We start from the raw sequence: 16,264 nt of genomic DNA, 5'->3' as shown, positions 1-16,264 counted from the left end.
AGCACCCATGCTCGACTCCTTCGCCGGCCCCGCCCACCACCGGAGCACCCGCTCACGGTCGCGCACGGCGCGCGCGACTCTCACCACACTGTTGTCGGTCACGGTCTGCGCCGGCTATTTCGCGGGTACTGCCGAGTCCGCTCCCCCGGCCGCGCCGCTGCAACCGGCCGTCCTGATCGACGTACTCGACAGCCCACTGGTCCGGGTCCACGGACCTGAGACCGCGATTGTGATCCTCGGATACGGTCTGCTGCCCGATGGCAGCATGCGCCCCGAACTCACCGACCGGCTACGAGCCGGATATGTGCAGGCGCTCCTGGCGCCGCAGTCTCCGGTGATCGTCACCGGCGGCAATCCCCGCAACGGACGCACCGAAGCGGCAGCGATGTCCGATTGGCTGCTGCGGCACGGATTGCCGGCACAACGCGTACATCAGGAGGCCACTGCCGGTAATACGGTCGAGAACGCCGAACGCAGCGCGGCGCTCATCCACAGCCTGGGTGCCCGGGACGCGGTGGTGGTGACCTCGGAAAACCATATCGCCCGGGCAACCCGCATTTTCCTCGCCGCCGGGGTTCCGGTGACGGCGACACTCGCCCCGTGCCAAGTCCCCGCCTTCGCGACCTCCTTCGCGCCGTGATCCGGCCGACCTGACGAGCACTCACGAACTCGGCCCGATCGACGCGCCCGCCGCCCCGGCCGCGTGAGCGGCAACCTGCACCGGCCCACCCGCTACAACCGACGCCTGCGCAGAGTGTTCTTCATGGCCGCCCTGTCCAGCCTCAAAGCCCTGACCAGTCCCCGATAATGCGACCACCTGGTAGTAGAGCCCGGGTTGTTTCGTCGGTTTCAGTTGATCGCGCAGTCCACCGGATGGTGAGGGTGGGTGCAGGCCGCAGCGTACTCGGCCGGCGTCCAACGATTCGATGTAGCCGTTGTTCCAGGGCGTGCCAGGCGGAATGTAGGCGATGCCGACCCGGTCGGCGCAGAACCGTTGCAGCGCTTCGGAAATCATCTCCGGGCCGTTGTCGCACCGCAGCCCTCGCGGCGCACCACGAACAGCGAACACCCGCCCGAGTTCGGCGACGAGCTCCTCGCCGGTGATGGAGCGTTCCACTACGTGCAGCAGTGACCCGCGGGTGTGTTCATCGACCATCGACGCGATCTTCACCGCCCGCCCGTCGACGGTGGAGTCGAATGGGAAGTCCAACGCCCACACCGCCCAGACCCGGCGGAACCCGGGACAGGGGTTCTTGCGCGCATATCACGCACCCAGGCCCTGGTGCCGGCATCCGGATCACCTGCGGTTTGGGCGAGCGGCAGCCGCCGGATGTGGATCGATGCAGCCCGACGATTCTGCAGGCGAACCGTTCGGACATGCCCTTGACCTGCAAGAACATGTCCACAGCCCGCCGCTTGACCGCCGGGCCCAAAATTTTCCCTTGGCAATCTCTCGCAGCGCGTCTTTCTCCAGCTCGGCATCGGCCAGCAGTCGCTCGAGCCTCGCGTTCTGCTCGCGCAGCTCCTCGAACTCCTTGGCGGCGTCGGTGTCCATCCCGCCGTACCGGCGCCTCCAGTTATACAACGCCGCTTCCGATACTTGCAGGTCAGCGGCGATCTCCTCGCCCGAAGCCCCCGCCGCGGTCACCTCGTCGGCACAGCGACGACTTCGCCTGGGTCACCCCACGAACCTTCCGGAAAGGGGTCGCGACCGCGGTCGACCACGCCTATCACGACACCCATCGCGCCGCCCGCCAGCTGGGCAACACTGTGGAGATCGCCCACACCCATTACATCGATATGCCCGAGACGGTGCCCGGCAATCGAGAAGTCCTCGAGCGCTGGGCCTGCGGCAAAAACCCTGATCCGGGTGCCTCCTGCACTCGAAAAGGTGAGATTTTGGCTGGATCCGAACAGATAACGTCAAATCTCCCCCACGAAAAAACCCCTCCGACCGCTGGTCAGGAGGGGTTTTCGCTGTCGGGCTGACAGGATTTGAACCTGCGACCACTTGACCCCCAGTCAAGTGCGCTACCAAACTGCGCCACAGCCCGTTGCGCCCGTCTCCCGGGCGCCCGATGAGATTACCTCAGAGGTGTCCTGGAGAGCTAATCGCCTGGTGAGAGGGGGTAGCGCGGGCCGAATCGGAGCGCAGCCGGTGGCGCGATCCCGGGCGCATCGCGGTCGTCGGCGCCGGGTACTTCGACAGACGCGGTCCAGCCGTGTACAGCACAGGCAGCCGCGGGCACCGGAACCGATCTTTTCACCGCGGACCGGCACAACCGGCAGCGGCAGCGGCAAGAGCTCCCGGCCGACCCGCACGGGTTCCTGGCCGTCACCGATCTGCACCGGCTCCCCGGAGCGATTTCTCGACGCATCGGGCGAGCGGCGGGTCCTGTTCGCGCTGGATCTCGTCGGCATCGCCGAGCAGATCCTGGATCGATTGCACGATGGCCCGGCGCTCACCCGGACCATCGAGCTGCGCCGCGCCGGCTCCGCACCGCAGCATCCACTCCCCACACTGATCACCTGTACACCGATCCGGCACCCGCCGGGAGGCCGGCGGCGGGGCCGGCCGTGGGCGCGGATCGGGACAATCCGGCTGTGGGAGCGAGAAACCCGGGTGATATCTGCGTGGCACATGGGTGAAGCCGGGCCGTTTGGGTAACTTGCTCAAGTGCGCGAGACGAGACCGATCAGAGAGCAGGAAGTGCGAGCAGGGTACCGGCGGGTTGAGCGGAGGCGACTGCGGCGAGCCGGTGCGGTTGTTGCCGCGGCGGTGCTGATGACCTCGGTGGGCGGGGCGGTGGCCGGCACCACGCCGATCATGGTTCCGGCGCTACAGGCCCCGGCCGGTGGGTACCAGGAGCTCATGGTGCCGTCGAGTATGGGGCCGATCAAGGTCCAGGTGCAGTGGGCGGCCCGCGGCGGCAGTTCGGCGATCTATGTGCTCGACGGCCTCCGCGCACCGCACGATCACAGTCAGTGGACCAGCGATACCGATGTGCTGCGGCAGTTCGCCGGCGATAACGTCACGCTGGTGTTCCCGGTCGGCGGGCACTCCAGTTTCTACACCGACTGGTACCGGCCGAGCAGCACCAACGGCCAGGCCACCCCGTACAAGTGGGAAACCTTCCTCACCCAGGAGTTGCCGGCCTTCCTGGCGAATTACGGGGTTTCCCGGAGCAACAACGCCATCGTGGGGGCTTCCATGGGCGGCGGGGCGGCTCTCACGCTGGCCGCGCACCACCGCGACCGGTTCAAGTTCGCCGCCTCGTTCTCCGGGTTCCTGAACCCGACCTTCCCGATGTGGAACGAGGCGGTCCGGGCCGCGCTGTGGGACGAGGGCCGGTTCAATGTGGACGATATGTGGGGCCCGCCCGGTGACCCTGCCTGGAGCCGCAACGATCCGACCGTGCAGGCCGAACTGCTGCGCGGCCTGCCGATGTACATCTCGGCCGGAAACGGCACGCCCGGGGCCCCCGACCTGCCGTACGGGGTCGGCAACACCATAAACGGTATGGGCTTGGAGGCGACGGCCTCGGTGGCCGCGCATATGTTCCGCGACCGTATCGCGGCGCTGGGCATCCCGGCCCGCGTCGATATCGTCAACGGCACCCATAGCTGGCCCTACTGGGGGCAGGCGATGGCGACCGCCCGGCCGATGATCCTGGACGCGCTCGGCGTCCGCTGACGGTGACCACCGGCCGGCCTGGCGCCTCGCCCGAGTTCCGGGTGAAGCCGCGGTCGCCTACTTGTTCCCCACCGGGGTGCGTGTCGTGAACAACAGCACCAGCCGGGAACGGTGGGCGGCATCGCGATAGATTTTGTGGGTGCGGGCCGGCCCACCGGCAGGTGGAACGCGTCCGGCGGCAGCAGGGCGTTGTGCGCGTCGGCCAGGGGTTCGTCGTTCGACAGTTCCACTGTCAGCCGGTGACCGGGCAGGAAGGTCGCGGCGAACGGGTACAGGCGTAGCACGTACTCCTCGATCGTCCGGGGTTCGACGGGCACGGTGCGGGTGGTAGGGGTTCCCTCGGTGGTTTGCTCGTCCAGCTCGCGGTGCGAGGCCTTCAGGTAGCCGGAGGTGATGAGCTGCCGTGCGCCACCCGGCGCCTCGTCCCACATCCGCATGATGAAATTCGTATCGTCCTGGTCGATTTCGGCGAAGAGGTGGGTGGCGCCGGTGCCGATGAGCTCGGTGGGCTCGTCGAACGGTGCGGTGCTCCACCGCAATATCTCGACCTTGCCGGTGACCGTGAGGTGCGCCTGGTAGAAACCCTCGGGCGCGGCGTATTCCGCACCATCGGTTCCGGCTCGGGTGAGAGCTTGCCGCGGGGTCGCAGGTACAGCGACCTGTATTCGATCTTTTTCGGCGGCCACTGGTCGGCGGTCACCCGTTCCCGCGAGCCCTCCACGAAAACCGTCGTCGTGGGCCGTGGCGGTAACCGACGCGACCATCCCGCCACCCGAGCTGTCCCCGGCCAGCGCCAGCGTGGCGCCGTCCCCGTTCAGGTCCGCGCGGTTGTCCGTGACCCAGCGGATCACGCCGTAGCAGTCCCGCAGCCCGGCGGGATACGCGGCTTCGGGTGCGCGCCGGTAGCCGACGGAGACTACCCGGCAGCTGCCCCTCCGGTCGTATTCGGCGCTTCCTGCCCACTGCCCGTCGACCGAGCCCGCAGCACGGCTGTAACTCCCGAGCGGCCGACCGATGATTTCCGCGGCCGAGGGCCGTCTACTTCCTCGACCCATGATGTCGCATGCGGCGGCCCCCGCTCGACGCAGTGACGACAGTGCCCCACCAGCGAAGGAGTAGAACCGATGTCCATCCTGATCTCCACCGCGTTCGTCTCGCTCGACGGTGTCGTAGAGGCCCCTGGCGGGGAACCGGGCTACCGCAACTCGGGCTGGACCTTCACCGATATCGAGTTCGACGCGGCCGCCTACGAGATCAAGAGCCGTGAGCAGAAAGAGGCCGGGGCCATGCTGATGGGCAGGGTCAGCTACGAGGTGTTCTCGCCGGTGTGGCCGAACATGACCGAGGAGTTCCCCGGCTACAACGCGATGCCGAAGTACGTCGTGTCGACCACGCTGCAGGAGAAGGACCTGGTGTCCAACTGGGGAAAGATCAGCATCCTCCGTTCACTGGACGACGTCGCCGCCCTCAAGGAAACCGAGACCGAGCCGATCAGCATCCACGGCAGTGCCACCCTGAACCGCAACCTCTCCGATGCGGGCCTGATCGATCGTTACCATCTACTCGTCTTCCCGGTCCTGCTCGGTGCGGGTAAGCGGTTGTTCAGTGATACCGACAAGGACAAGCAGAACCTGCGGCTCGTCGAAAGCGAGTCCTACAGCAACGGCATCCAGAAACTGGTTTACGACGTCCTCCGCTGACCTGTCCCGGCCGATACCCGGACCGTCATCCGAACCCTGATCCGACGTCTCGCCTGAACCCCACCGACCGGGCATGGTTGTCGGCGGCACTACGCCGTCAACGCCTGTCGACCCATTGCCTGCCGAGGACGGTCCGGCACCGTCTACCGTTGATCCCGATGATCGGCCACCGAACCCCCGAACGATACGAATCCGTACCGCGACGAGTAGCAGACGGTGTCCGCGCCGCGGCGTGGGATGGGGTGGTGCTGCCTCGGACGAGAGTCAGCGACTACACGGTGCTCCCGGTGGTGGAGATCGATACCCAGGCCTGGGAGGAGCGCGTTGCCGGCGGGCACGGCCCAGAACTCGATCGATCCACCCTGGCGATATGGGAATCCTGGACAACCGATATGGGGGCCTTGCCACCCCGTCCGGCCGTGTCGATCGTCGGTTTCGTCTCGACCACTCCCAAGCCCGCGGACGCACTGAACGCGCTCGACTCACTCGCCGGCTACGGCGCCGGGCTATGGCTCACCTCCGGCGCCCGCGGCCCCACCGCGTGGACACTGTCGGAATTCGACCTCGCCGAGGTCTGCGTTGTTCGTGAACAGGCCGGCGACTTCGATGTTCTCGTACAAGGGCGGCGCGGGCCGGTGCCCACCGCGCGACGGATGACATCGCTGCGGCACAAGGAGGAGCTACTGTTCGAGCGGGCACTCACTGCTGGGTACTCGCCTGCGGATGCGGGGTCGACGACACCCACGCATTGAGTGCCTCCGCCGGCTTCCATGCCCCGTTTTTCCTTTTCGCGATCACCTCGTGGTTCCGCTGAGCGGCAGCGCACATCGCCTTCCACCTGTTCCCCCGCTCCCCCGCCGGGTACGCCATGAGGCTCTTCGCCAGCTCGGCCTGAGCGGCGAGGGAGTGTTCGAAGGCCGCTTCCTCGGGATCGGTTCGATACCAGATCCAGTCGAGTGACCGCCCCAGGCACACCCCGCAGTCGCATTTCCACACATCGAGGCCGGGATTTCGCGCGATCCCGTCCTCGATCGTGGTGAGCCGCCTATAGGACAACAACGCGGGGACATACGCCGCGGGCGGCGGCGGTGGTAGGGGCCGGCCGTCTCTCTCTGTGACCGGATAAATATGGCGCAACCCGGTTTTGGTACCGACCGAGACCGCGGCGGCACCGTGCGCGAGGGCGCCCAACACGGATGTGTCCGACCGGAGCAGCAGGACAGGCACCGGGCAGCCCAGCACGGCGATCAATCCCGAGACCGCGGCTTCCGTCGCGAGCGGATCACCTTCGGACTCGAGCATCAGCGCGACAGGCTTACCGGCGGCGGCGAGCTCGGTGATCAGAGCTTCGTGATCGACTGTCAGCCACTGAATCGCCAGCGGTAGCGCCGTCACCAACTGCGGCGAGTCCGACCCCCAGGCGAGCACCGCACGCAGAGCAACCACATCGTGGGCAGGAATGTACCCGGAGTCGGTGAGCGCCCACCGCAACCCGAGTCTCACCTGCATATTGATCCACTCGGTAGTCATGCAGCGGGCGCCTACCCCGCGCTTCCTGCCGCTGTAGCGACTCGCGTCGAGCAGAACAGCCGAGTGCTGATTCACTTGCCGAATGCGGCGAATCGCCTTTTTCGCGTCCGTCTCGCTGCGTGTGGTGATCACCGCGCCCACATTGCCGGAGACGGTCAGTGATGCAAGTGCCTCTGCCGCCGACGCGGGTGCGTGCGCCATGAACGGCGGCCCGAAGCTCGGTGGGCTGTCGGATTCGTCGAAGAACAGCGCATCCTGGATTCCGTTCACGATCTCACACCCCCAGGTCACTGCGAAAAGGACTCTCTCCGAAGGTAACTCGAGGTAACGACCGGTTCAGGCGATATGCCGGTTTTCGACCTCTGGGCGTGGGTGATTCCTGGCGGCTCGGCTACGTCCGGTACAAGGCCACGGTCAGCGCGACCAAACCGAGCGTCAACAGGGTCAAGGCGAGATCGGCTCCGCTCATCGTCGGTCCTCGAGGTCGCGCAGCGGCCATCGGTAGCCGCGCGGGTAGATGCACATGGGAGTGATGAGCGCGGCGAGATCGGTCACGATGTGTCGCACCGAGTCGACATGCTCGAAACCGGGGACGATCACGGCGCCGGCGTTGTGCTCGTAGATGTGCTGTGCGATCACCAGCGCCGAAACCAACGGCCCGATATCGAGCACGACGCTGAACACCAATCGGTAGCCGTGCTGTTCGGCGAGCACGTGGATATCGGCGCCGCGGCCGGTCACCTCTCGCCGGATCAATCCGATCGCCTTCGGTATTTCGGTCATATCGCACCCCTTGTCCCCTGTGTTGGATTGGCAGACACCCGGCGTCGGGGGCTCGAGGTCAACCCGACGCCGCGTGTCGGCGTCAAGAGTGACCTCCACCAGGCCGCGGACTGTTCCGCTGCGGAACAACGCGGTTAGCATGGGATTTCCGGGTGACGTCGAGGGGAACGCACGAGATGAACGGCGCAGATGAAGACCGCTACGTCGGTCGGCGAGTCCGCATGATCCGCGCGCGTCGCGGTATTTCTCAACAGGTTCTCGCCGATCTGGCCGGTATGAGTCGCAGTGCCATCGCCAAATACGAGACCGGTGAACGACCGGTCGATTCTCGCCGCACCCTCTGCGCGCTCGCACAGGCGCTCGGCGTCACCCTCGCGGACCTGACCGGGCACGCCGAGGAACGCTTCGATCCGTCCGTGGCCGGTATTCACGGGTCGGTCCCCGCTATCGAAACCGCGCTATGGGCCGCGGGCAACATCACACCCACCTCGCCGACACGGACTCTCGATGAACTCGCATCGGCCGCAGAAGATGTCGAGGCGCTCAGCGTCGAATGCGACTACGCAGCGCTCGGGCCGAAGATCGCGCCCATACTCACCGAGTGTTACCAGCACATTCGAGACACGAGCGACGCGGAACGAGACCGCGCATGGGATATCCTCGCCACGACCGCGCACACCGCGGCATCGGTGCTCAGAAGTTTCGGCTACCCATCCTTGGCATGGACGGCTGCGCAGGAGGCAGAGAAGGCGGCACAGAACATCGGCGGGACAGCCGCGCTCGCCGCCGTCGCTTTCACTCGCAGCCAAATTCTCCTGTCCCGACCAGGGGCGTTACCTGCCGCCCTGGAAACCGCAACGAACGCAGCGGCGAAGTTGGCCGACGACGCGCGCACGGCCGGCGAGATCGAATTGTGCGGAATGCTGCACTTGCAGGCAGGGCTGGTAACCAGCGCCATGGGTAAGGACCCCGCCTCTCACTTCGCCGAGGCGGCGGAACAGGAAATCCGGCTTGCACATGCCGCACCGAACACGTCGTTGCTGTCCAACCTGACATTCGGAAAAGCCAACATCACCCTATGGCGCATGTCCGCGGCCCTGGAACGTCGGGACGCAGAACAGGTGCTCGCCCTGGCACCGCACCTCTTGCCGACCGATCTCCCGTCCGATGGTCGACGTGCTCAGTATTTCGTCGAGATCAGCCGAGCCCACGCGATACGCCGGAATTACCGGGGTTCGCTGCACGCTCTCCTCCATGCCGAACACGCAGCACCGCAAAAGGTCCGGAACATGACGCACGTCCGGGAACTGGTCGGGCACATGATGCGCTCGGCCCGCCGGAGCCTGACTACGGGCGGGACTGCTGTGAGTTTGGTTGACTCGCGGGTTTGGTCTTTCAGGCCGCGAGTGCGGGCCGGTTTATTGTCTCAAACTCGATCGGGGTGAGGCGGCCGAGTCGGCGTTGCCGACGGGTGCGGTGGTAGGTCTTCTCGATCCAGACCACGATCGCCATCCGGAGCTCGTCGCGGGTCGCCCACCGCTCCCGGTCGAGAACATTCTTCTGCAGCAACGCGAAGAACGACTCCATAGCAGCGTTGTCACCACACGCCCCGACTCTGCCCATCGAACCTCGTAATCCATTGCTCGACAATGCGTTCACGAACTTCCGAGAGCGAAATTGACTGCCCCTGTCGGAGTGGACGATCGTCGCGGTAGGCGCTCGGAGAGTGACGGCATGGTTCAGTGCCGACACCGCCAACGACGCCTTCATCCGCGAATCGATCGAATACCCGACGATCCGGTTGGAGAACACGTCCTTGACAGCGCATAAATACAGTTTTCCTTCACCGGTGCAGTGCTCGGTGATGTCTGTCAACCACACCGCGTCCGGAACGGCGGCAGTGAAGTGGCGTCCGACGAGGTCGTCGTGGACCGGCGGGCCGGCCTTGCGGTTCAGGCCGCGTTTCTTGGCGAACACACTCCGGATCCGCTGGGCTGAACACAACCGGTGGACCCTGTTCTCGCCCGCACGGATACCGCGGGCAGGCAGCTCGTCGGCGATGAATCGGTAGCCGAAAGCCGGGTCGTCGGCATGGATGTCGAGAGCGGCGTTGATCAGATGGGCGTCGTCCCAATCGCGTTGCGAGACAGGGCATCGTTTCCATTTATAGAACGCTTGGGTGGAGAAGCCGAGTACCCGGCAGGTCACCGCGACGGGGATACCGTCAGCGGCCAGGTCGAGGACCAGCGGGTAACTCATTTTGGGTTGACGTCACGCGAGAAATAGGCGACCGCGCGGCGCATGACCTCGGCTTCTTGTTCCAACTGACGGATCCGTTTACGCGCTTCGCGCAGCTCGGCCGACTCGTCACGGGTGGCGCCGGGCCGGTGGCCGTCGTCGATATCGGCTTGCTTGAGCCAGTTCTTCACACAGCTCTGCGATATTCCGAAGTCCTTCGCGATCTGGGTCAACGAGATCTCGCCCTTACGGGCGACCGCGACGATGTCACGGCGGAACTCTTCGGGATATGGCTTCGGCATGAGGGACATCCTTCCAGCGAGGAGCGATCCTCACAGGTCAGGAGTCAACCAAACCGGGGGCAGTCCCGGCGAACTCGGACACCTGGCACAACGAGTCGGTGTGGTATCGGCGTAGATCCTTCAAATCTCAGCGTTCATAAGGTTTCGTTGCCAACTCAAGGGGCCGAGCAGAACCAGGGGGTCGGTATCCAACCAAACCCCACAGCCGGACAGCCGGCCACAGCAGGAAGCGCCGACGATCCGACACGCGGTTTCGGTCAGATGCACCAATTGCAGGGACCCGCCACCGCCCCTTGGACCCGAGCCTATTCGAGGAGCGACCAGAGGAAGCCAGATCAGATGAACCTGCTCGAGAGCCCCTGACTGGAGCCCTCCGGGTGGGTCCAGTCAACGGCCAAGGAAGACCGAAGTCACTGACGAGACCCTATGGTGCCGGTCCCGGACCGGCACCATAGGGTCGGATCGGATCGCCCTATGCGAAGCTTTCGAAACCACCGCGCCGCAACGCATGGGTAAAGGCGTCCCATTCGTGCGGAGCAAAGGCCAAGGCCGGACCGGTGGGATTCTTGGAGTCGCGGACGCCGACCACGCCATCGCGCAGGTGCGCAACCTCAACACAGTCCTTGCTCGCTCCGCTGCGGCTGCTCTTGAACCAGCGAGCACCTGACATGTCCACGCTCATACATACTCCTTAGCAAGGTCCCGGAACCTCTTCCGGCTGTCCTGGTCCCCCAGCGCTGCCGCCTGGATGACCCGGTATGCATCACGGTACCGACGCACCGTCCGCGGTTTGTCGGCATACAGGTCCCCCGTGTACCCCTCCATGTACACCACCGGAGGTTCGACCGAGTTACCTTTGCCGTCCATACCGAATTCCAGGATCGTGAACGAACCTATCTGTTCGCCCGTCGGGTAGCCCGCCGTGAACGGCAGCATGCGGATAGTGATGTTCGGGCGGGTGCTCAGGTCCGCCAGCGCCTTGATCTGGGCCTTCATGATCGCTGGTGATCCGATCACCCGACGCAACACCGCCTCATGGAGCACCACGTCGTACCGCACCGGCCGAACCGAACGCCTGAGCAGACTTTGCCGTTTGACCTTGAGTTGAACACGACGCTCTATCTCGGCGTCGCTGCCACGGGGATAACCCGTGCGGATCAATGTGCGCGCATAGTCGGCAGTTTGGAGCAGTCCCGGCACCAACTCCGACTGATACGCGGTCAGACTGGTGGCCACGGTCTCCAGTCCCACGTACACATCGAAGTTCTCCGGAATCAGATCCCCGTAGGAATGCCACCACTCCTCCGTGTTCGCCTGCCGGGCAAGCCCGATCAGCGCCTCCACCAACTCCGGCGCCGCATCGTAGATCCGGCACAGCTCCCGCACATCCACGTCCCGGACCTTGTCCATATTCCCCTTCTCCACCCGCTGCAACATGCTCGGGCTCCACTGGATCAACTCCGCCGCCGCGGCGATCGTGTACCCCGCCGCCGTGCGCAGTTCGCGCAGATGACGCCCCAACTGCCTACGCGGAACAGTCGAACCAGCCGGTGATCCCGTCATCGAACCCGCCCCTCCCTGTCTCACAGTGAATTTCGACGGCATTCACAGTAGGTAATGCACAGCGGCTATGGGCGGCTTTCATCGAATATTCAGCGTGGATATTGGCGCACACGAGTCACCGTGGTCAGCTTGCTCCACGCACGCCGGGCAACTCGCCCACCACCCGGCGCGTATCGGCTCACCGCAAGTGAGCAACCGCCTCTGACCCCGACCCGAAGGCTCTGGGATGCAGCACGTTCCATTCGGCGACACCCCACACACCCGCTGCGTGTTCTACCGCCGCGTCTGCGACTTGCCCGCCTGCATCGACCCACCCGAACTCGGCCGGATCATCATCCGCGCCCGACACACCTGGGCGCTCATCATGCCTTCACCACTCGGCTCCGCCGTACACACCGACCTGCGACACCGCCGCGACCACGACGCCGGCTCAGGCGCCGGCCCCATCATCGCCCACCCCCGCTCCGGCCGCTGGATCTTCCTCATCCGCCCCGACCTCCCCGATGACACGGCCCTGTTCGCCGAAATGTTCCGCCTCGACGTCTCCATAGCCCGCACCGGAGCCACCATCGCCCTCCCCTCCCCCACCGACCGCGGCGACCACTTCCGCCAATGGGTCCACCTGCCCCACTGCCCGTTCCGCCCCTCGGGACTCACCGTCATCGACTCCATCCGAACCTGCGCCGCCCGCACCGGTTGGCTGCGCACCCCCACCATCGGACACCGCCCATGACCGACCGCTCACCACTGCTCGACGAACCCGACGTCCACCTCAGCATCCACCTCCACGGCCTCCGCTTCGACTACGCCGCCTGCCACACCGCAGCCGCGCTCTTCCTCCGTGAGTGGCGGGCCCACCATCAGGACACCGCAACGATCATCCCGGGCCACCCGGTCGGGCTCCCTCGCCTTCCCAACGAACGGCTCTACCTGCACCTATGACAATCACAACGTCGCGGCGACCGAGCCACCATCCTGCGTTACCGTCGACAGGGTGACGCGAACCCAGTGGACCATTCACGGCGAACACGTAGTCGACGAGAACCGCCACATCCGGCTCTCCACGGTCGACGTCGAACTCCCCGACGGAACCACATTCACCCAGTACGTCGCCCGCATGCCCCGCTGCGCCATGACCCTGGTCCTCAACGACCGACGCGAAGCGCTCCTCATGTACCGGCACCGGTTCATCATCGATAAATGGGTGTGGGAGCTCCCCGGCGGCTACGTCGACCATGCCGAAGACATCGCCGCGGCAGCGGCACGCGAGGTCGAAGAGGAAACAGGGTGGCGGCCCCGCACCATGGAACACCTCGTCACCTATCAACCCGCCATCGGCACCCTCGACCAGCCTCAAGAGGTGTACCTGGCGCGGGGTGCCGACCTCACCGACACCACACCCGATGTCAACGAAGCCGAACACATCCGCTGGGTTCCACTGTCCACCGCTGTCGAGATGATCGACCACGGGGAGATCGTCGGCGCCGCCACGGTCGTCGCCGTCTACCGGGCCCTCAGTCTGCCCGCCTGACCATAGCCGACACTCGCTCGCGGAACTCCGCGACCTCGGTCACATCGTTGTAAGGGGCCAGCCGGAACCGCACCTCCCGCAGATACGAGTAGCTTCGCCGCGACTCCAGCCCGGCCGCCAACTCCACCGCCTCTGACCCAACCCGCGCCGCTTCCCGTGGATCCTCATCCGCACGCGCCGACGCCAACAAACAGAGGTTGAACACCCTCCCACGCAGGTAACCATCGGACATCTTCAGTGACTCCTCGGCGAACTTCGCCGTCCGCGCATGGTCACCCAGGTCCCTGAAGCAATGCGCGGCCTTCGCCGACATGTACGCACCATCGAAGTACTCCAGCCATCCCGGCCGTTGAGGTTCGGCGCGGGCGAACGCACGCTCCGCCGCATTCAGCGACGAGGTACACAACGCCCTGTCGGACCGTGCCGCATGCCCATGGGCCTCCACCATGTGGCACTCCGACTCCAGCGCCGCCAACCCGGCGGACCGGGCCGCGATCCGCGCGGCACGCGCCAAATCCACAGCATCACCGGGCCGCCCCACATAGGTTGCCTGATGACTCATCGCCGCCAGAATCTCCGCGGCGAGACCGGCATCACCGGCGGCACGCGACATCCGCAACGCCTGAATCAAATACCTCTGCGCCAGTCCGTGTTCCTCGAGATCGTAGGCAGCCCATCCCGCGAGCTTCGTCAGCTCGGCAGTGGCAGCGAACAACTGGCGCCCGATCGGCTCGTTGTAGGAGCCGCGCAGCAGCGGCGCTACCGACGTGTGCAGGTAGTGCACCACCGTCGACCGGACCTTCCCCCCGCCGACCCTGTTGTCCAGGTCCCGGAACGCCGAGGTCATCGTCCGTACCGCATCGACATCGGCCTGCCCGACCCGCCGATGACCGGATGAAACAGGATGCTCGGGGCCGGGCAGAGTCAGCCACCTCATAGACGCCGCCGGATACACCGCGACCGCGTAAGACGCGCCCGTCAGAAACCTTCTGCGCTCCACATCACTCCTCCACAATGCTGTCGCAGCGGCCGTGGCCTCCGCGATGCTCAACGAGAATTCCAGCCCGAGGTCGGCCGTCTCCCCACCGGCCATCCCACAATCCAGAGGACTCACCCTCCGGCCGATGACCTCGGTGAGCACTTCCGCGATCAGCTCCGGACCGGGCGGGTTCGGTTGCTCACCGGCCAGCCACCGACCGACCGAGGTGTGGTCATATCCGAGTTCGACGCCGACCGCTTTGCCGCGCTCGACCACACGTCGCGCCAACCCTTTCCGGCTAATCCCGGATTCCTCGATCAACTCTTCGAGTTGGCGGTTCGGCTGTTTCGCGCGGCGACCCATTCCGGGAGTGTGGCACGAAGAACCGGAAGGCGGCTATCGAATCGCCTGCGTGCACACCCCATGTGCACACACCCGCCCCATGTGCACATCTTTCTCGACCACGAGTCCGTGAAGTCATCTGGAATGGCCACCCGGCGTCCGGGCAGTCCCATCGGCCGGCGCGGGTCGGCCCATCTACGTCCCCGAGCCAGTGAGGTCACCCGATGAGCGAGGCCATACCCCCACTGCCCGTCAGAACGTCAGGCAGCCATGCCATGGCGGCCGCCCCGCAGCTGTGGCACCACGAACCCCACGACCGCGGCCTATACGAGCGCGTCCTCGCCGGCCTACACCAGCTCGACGAAGCCACCGAACCTCAGGAGCCCGTGCCCGCGGACACCTACCGGATGCAAGACGAAATCGACCGAATTATCGCCCGCTGGAAAGCCAGGAACCCCGAGACGGTGAGATATGCAGCTGACACCGAGACCACATCAACTGTTGCGCGCAGCACCGAAAAGGATTGCCGCGCAACCACGCCGTTCACCGGTTATTCGCACGCCCACCTCGTGATGAGCACACACGTGGAGCACCGGTGCCGGCGCTACTACGACGCTCTCCACTACACGACGGAGCCACACCGCCGATGACGGAAACCGCGCCGGAAATCGGCGTCCTCGAACCCGTCGGTGCCGACAACACGCGCGCGAGCATCCCACGCGTTCATGACGCCGCCATGGGTGGAAAAGACCACTACACCGCCGACCGCATGGCGCTGATGCAGGTGCTCGATATCGCACCCCGCTGGCGGCACACCCTGGTCGCGGGCCGCCGCTTCCAAGAACGCGCCCTGCGCTACCTCGCCGAGTCCGTGGGTATCGACCAGTTCCTCGACATCGGTGCCGGGCTTCCCACGTACCCGGTCGGGCACGCCACCCACGAAATCGTGAACCCGCGCTACACCACACCGGTTTCCCGGCACCGCATACCGGTGGTGTACGTCGATAACGACCCCTTATGTATCGCACACGGGTTGGCATACTGGGACAACGACACCATCCGCTATCTGCGGGGCAGCATCCTCGAGCCGTTCGAACTGCTCAACAACCCGCTGTTGCGTGCACGTATCAGCCTGACCCGCCCCGTCGGGGTCCTCGTGTGCGGGCTACTGCACCACATTCCCGACCGTCTGAATCCCGCCGAGATCATGCGCCGACTCATCGACCTGTTGCCCCCAGGATCACACATTGTCATCACGCATTACTGGGCACCGGAAGACGACCCGGAAGCACACGACATGGCGGTCGAAGTGCAGCGTCGCCACATATACGGTGGACTCGGTTCGGGTTGGTTCCGATCTCGTGAGCAGATCGCCTCGTACCTTGCGGGGCTGAACCTGCTGCCCCCGGGCCTGGTCGAGTCGGAGGATTGGTGGCCTACCGGGCCCCGAGCATGCGGCCGACTGGCCGAGGATCGGCTGATGCTGGCCGCAGTCGCCCACAAACCCTACGACAGCGAGACAGACGGATGAGGAACCGGCTCCCTACACTCGACCGGCCATTCTTCCCGAAGACAACACGGCCGGTAGGGGCAACACGGCCG

At 65.6% G+C, this 16,264-nt stretch carries 19 protein-coding genes, 1 tRNA gene and 1 pseudogene; 10 read left to right on the top strand and 11 right to left on the bottom strand.

The genetic code is table 11. The features are described 5' to 3' along the window. Window positions 1-7: 7 nt before the first annotated feature. On the top strand, window positions 8-640 hold the full coding sequence (locus tag ACYR7D_RS20005) for a YdcF family protein (protein WP_459546056.1): 633 nt from the start codon (window positions 8-10) through the stop codon (window positions 638-640). A gap of 351 nt (window positions 641-991) precedes the next feature. Here the strand turns inward: ACYR7D_RS20005 and ACYR7D_RS20000 are convergent. From ACYR7D_RS20000 to ACYR7D_RS19985, 4 genes and pseudogenes are all read right to left on the bottom strand, one after another. Beyond that, a pseudogene (locus ACYR7D_RS20000) lies at window positions 992-1,219 on the bottom strand (integrase catalytic domain-containing protein); the annotation flags it as partial. Window positions 1,220-1,297: 78 nt separating this feature from the next. Beyond that, window positions 1,298-1,648 carry a transposase gene (locus ACYR7D_RS19995; protein WP_459546055.1) on the bottom strand — a complete coding sequence of 117 codons (351 nt, stop codon included), beginning with the start codon at window positions 1,646-1,648 and terminating at the stop codon, window positions 1,298-1,300. 332 nt (window positions 1,649-1,980) lie between these two features. Further along, window positions 1,981-2,054 (bottom strand) — tRNA-Pro (locus ACYR7D_RS19990). A gap of 281 nt (window positions 2,055-2,335) precedes the next feature. Then, window positions 2,336-2,509 (bottom strand): hypothetical protein, encoded by a 174-nt coding sequence (locus tag ACYR7D_RS19985; RefSeq protein WP_459546054.1) that lies wholly within the window; start codon window positions 2,507-2,509, stop codon window positions 2,336-2,338. Between the two features lie 276 nt (window positions 2,510-2,785). Here ACYR7D_RS19985 and ACYR7D_RS19980 point away from each other — a divergent pair, with 276 nt between their 5' ends. After that, window positions 2,786-3,694, top strand: a complete 909-nt coding sequence (locus tag ACYR7D_RS19980; protein ID WP_459546053.1) for an alpha/beta hydrolase — start codon at window positions 2,786-2,788, stop codon at window positions 3,692-3,694. Here ACYR7D_RS19980 and ACYR7D_RS19975 read toward each other — a convergent pair. Then, window positions 3,631-4,749: an alpha/beta hydrolase fold domain-containing protein gene (locus ACYR7D_RS19975; RefSeq protein WP_459546052.1), complete on the bottom strand. Its 1,119-nt coding sequence runs from the start codon at window positions 4,747-4,749 to the stop codon at window positions 3,631-3,633. The genes ACYR7D_RS19980 and ACYR7D_RS19975 overlap by 64 nt on opposite strands. Before the next feature lie 69 nt (window positions 4,750-4,818). On the opposite strand from ACYR7D_RS19975, the gene ACYR7D_RS19970 reads away from it, so the two are divergent. Next, window positions 4,819-5,394 (top strand): dihydrofolate reductase family protein, encoded by a 576-nt coding sequence (locus tag ACYR7D_RS19970; RefSeq protein WP_459546051.1) that lies wholly within the window; start codon window positions 4,819-4,821, stop codon window positions 5,392-5,394. Window positions 5,395-5,552: 158 nt separating this feature from the next. After that, window positions 5,553-6,146, top strand: a complete 594-nt coding sequence (locus tag ACYR7D_RS19965) for a hypothetical protein (protein WP_459546050.1) — start codon at window positions 5,553-5,555, stop codon at window positions 6,144-6,146. Here ACYR7D_RS19965 and ACYR7D_RS19960 read toward each other — a convergent pair. Together ACYR7D_RS19960 and ACYR7D_RS19955 are read right to left on the bottom strand one after the other, a co-directional pair. Continuing rightward, complete coding sequence (locus ACYR7D_RS19960) at window positions 6,094-7,194, bottom strand: hypothetical protein (protein WP_459546049.1); 1,101 nt, start codon at window positions 7,192-7,194, stop codon at window positions 6,094-6,096. The two genes, ACYR7D_RS19965 and ACYR7D_RS19960, sit on opposite strands and share 53 nt — an antisense overlap. A 195-nt stretch (window positions 7,195-7,389) precedes the next feature. After that, window positions 7,390-7,707, bottom strand: a complete 318-nt coding sequence (locus ACYR7D_RS19955; RefSeq protein ID WP_459546048.1) for a hypothetical protein — start codon at window positions 7,705-7,707, stop codon at window positions 7,390-7,392. A gap of 176 nt (window positions 7,708-7,883) precedes the next feature. On the opposite strand from ACYR7D_RS19955, the gene ACYR7D_RS19950 reads away from it, so the two are divergent. Further along, window positions 7,884-9,152: a helix-turn-helix domain-containing protein gene (locus ACYR7D_RS19950; protein ID WP_459546047.1), complete on the top strand. Its 1,269-nt coding sequence runs from the start codon at window positions 7,884-7,886 to the stop codon at window positions 9,150-9,152. Here the strand turns inward: ACYR7D_RS19950 and ACYR7D_RS19945 are convergent. The 3 genes from ACYR7D_RS19945 to ACYR7D_RS19935 form a co-directional block, all read right to left on the bottom strand. Further along, window positions 9,103-10,247, bottom strand: a protein-coding gene (locus ACYR7D_RS19945) for an IS3 family transposase (RefSeq protein WP_459545790.1) whose coding sequence is annotated in 2 segments (ribosomal slippage) — window positions 9,103-9,968 and window positions 9,968-10,247 — 1,146 coding nt in all. Because the reading frame shifts where the segments join, the coding sequence is not laid out codon by codon here. The genes ACYR7D_RS19950 and ACYR7D_RS19945 overlap by 50 nt on opposite strands. A 472-nt stretch (window positions 10,248-10,719) precedes the next feature. Then, on the bottom strand, window positions 10,720-10,929 hold the full coding sequence (locus tag ACYR7D_RS19940) for a DUF397 domain-containing protein (RefSeq protein WP_459546046.1): 210 nt from the start codon (window positions 10,927-10,929) through the stop codon (window positions 10,720-10,722). Further along, window positions 10,926-11,768 carry a helix-turn-helix domain-containing protein gene (locus ACYR7D_RS19935; protein ID WP_459546045.1) on the bottom strand — a complete coding sequence of 281 codons (843 nt, stop codon included), beginning with the start codon at window positions 11,766-11,768 and terminating at the stop codon, window positions 10,926-10,928. Before ACYR7D_RS19935 ends, ACYR7D_RS19940 begins: the two co-directional genes overlap by 4 nt. 268 nt (window positions 11,769-12,036) lie before the next feature. Between ACYR7D_RS19935 and ACYR7D_RS19930 the strand changes: the two genes are divergently transcribed. Genes ACYR7D_RS19930 through ACYR7D_RS19920 form a run of 3 tightly spaced genes read left to right on the top strand, consistent with a single transcriptional unit; the run spans window position 12,037 to window position 13,341 of the window. After that, on the top strand, window positions 12,037-12,543 hold the full coding sequence (locus tag ACYR7D_RS19930; RefSeq protein ID WP_459546044.1) for a DNA-directed RNA polymerase subunit beta: 507 nt from the start codon (window positions 12,037-12,039) through the stop codon (window positions 12,541-12,543). Next, window positions 12,540-12,752: a hypothetical protein gene (locus tag ACYR7D_RS19925; RefSeq protein ID WP_459546043.1), complete on the top strand. Its 213-nt coding sequence runs from the start codon at window positions 12,540-12,542 to the stop codon at window positions 12,750-12,752. Before ACYR7D_RS19930 ends, ACYR7D_RS19925 begins: the two co-directional genes overlap by 4 nt. A 52-nt stretch (window positions 12,753-12,804) precedes the next feature. After that, window positions 12,805-13,341: an NUDIX domain-containing protein gene (locus ACYR7D_RS19920; RefSeq protein ID WP_459546042.1), complete on the top strand. Its 537-nt coding sequence runs from the start codon at window positions 12,805-12,807 to the stop codon at window positions 13,339-13,341. Here the strand turns inward: ACYR7D_RS19920 and ACYR7D_RS19915 are convergent. Further along, a complete protein-coding gene (locus ACYR7D_RS19915; protein ID WP_459546041.1) occupies window positions 13,325-14,434 on the bottom strand; it encodes a hypothetical protein in 1,110 nt (369 codons plus the stop codon). The two genes, ACYR7D_RS19920 and ACYR7D_RS19915, sit on opposite strands and share 17 nt — an antisense overlap. Window positions 14,435-14,886: 452 nt before the next feature. Between ACYR7D_RS19915 and ACYR7D_RS19910 the strand changes: the two genes are divergently transcribed. After that, the gene (locus ACYR7D_RS19910) at window positions 14,887-15,312 is read left to right on the top strand and encodes a hypothetical protein (RefSeq protein WP_459546040.1); all 426 of its coding nucleotides are present in this window, start codon (window positions 14,887-14,889) and stop codon (window positions 15,310-15,312) included. After that, the gene (locus ACYR7D_RS19905) at window positions 15,309-16,193 is read left to right on the top strand and encodes an SAM-dependent methyltransferase (RefSeq protein ID WP_459546039.1); all 885 of its coding nucleotides are present in this window, start codon (window positions 15,309-15,311) and stop codon (window positions 16,191-16,193) included. Before ACYR7D_RS19910 ends, ACYR7D_RS19905 begins: the two co-directional genes overlap by 4 nt. Window positions 16,194-16,264 lie beyond the last annotated feature (71 nt).

The organism is Nocardia sp. X0981 (genome assembly GCF_977089955.1).
Note: the sequence above shows the minus strand (reverse complement) of the source record. Positions and strands in the feature narration are given on the sequence as shown.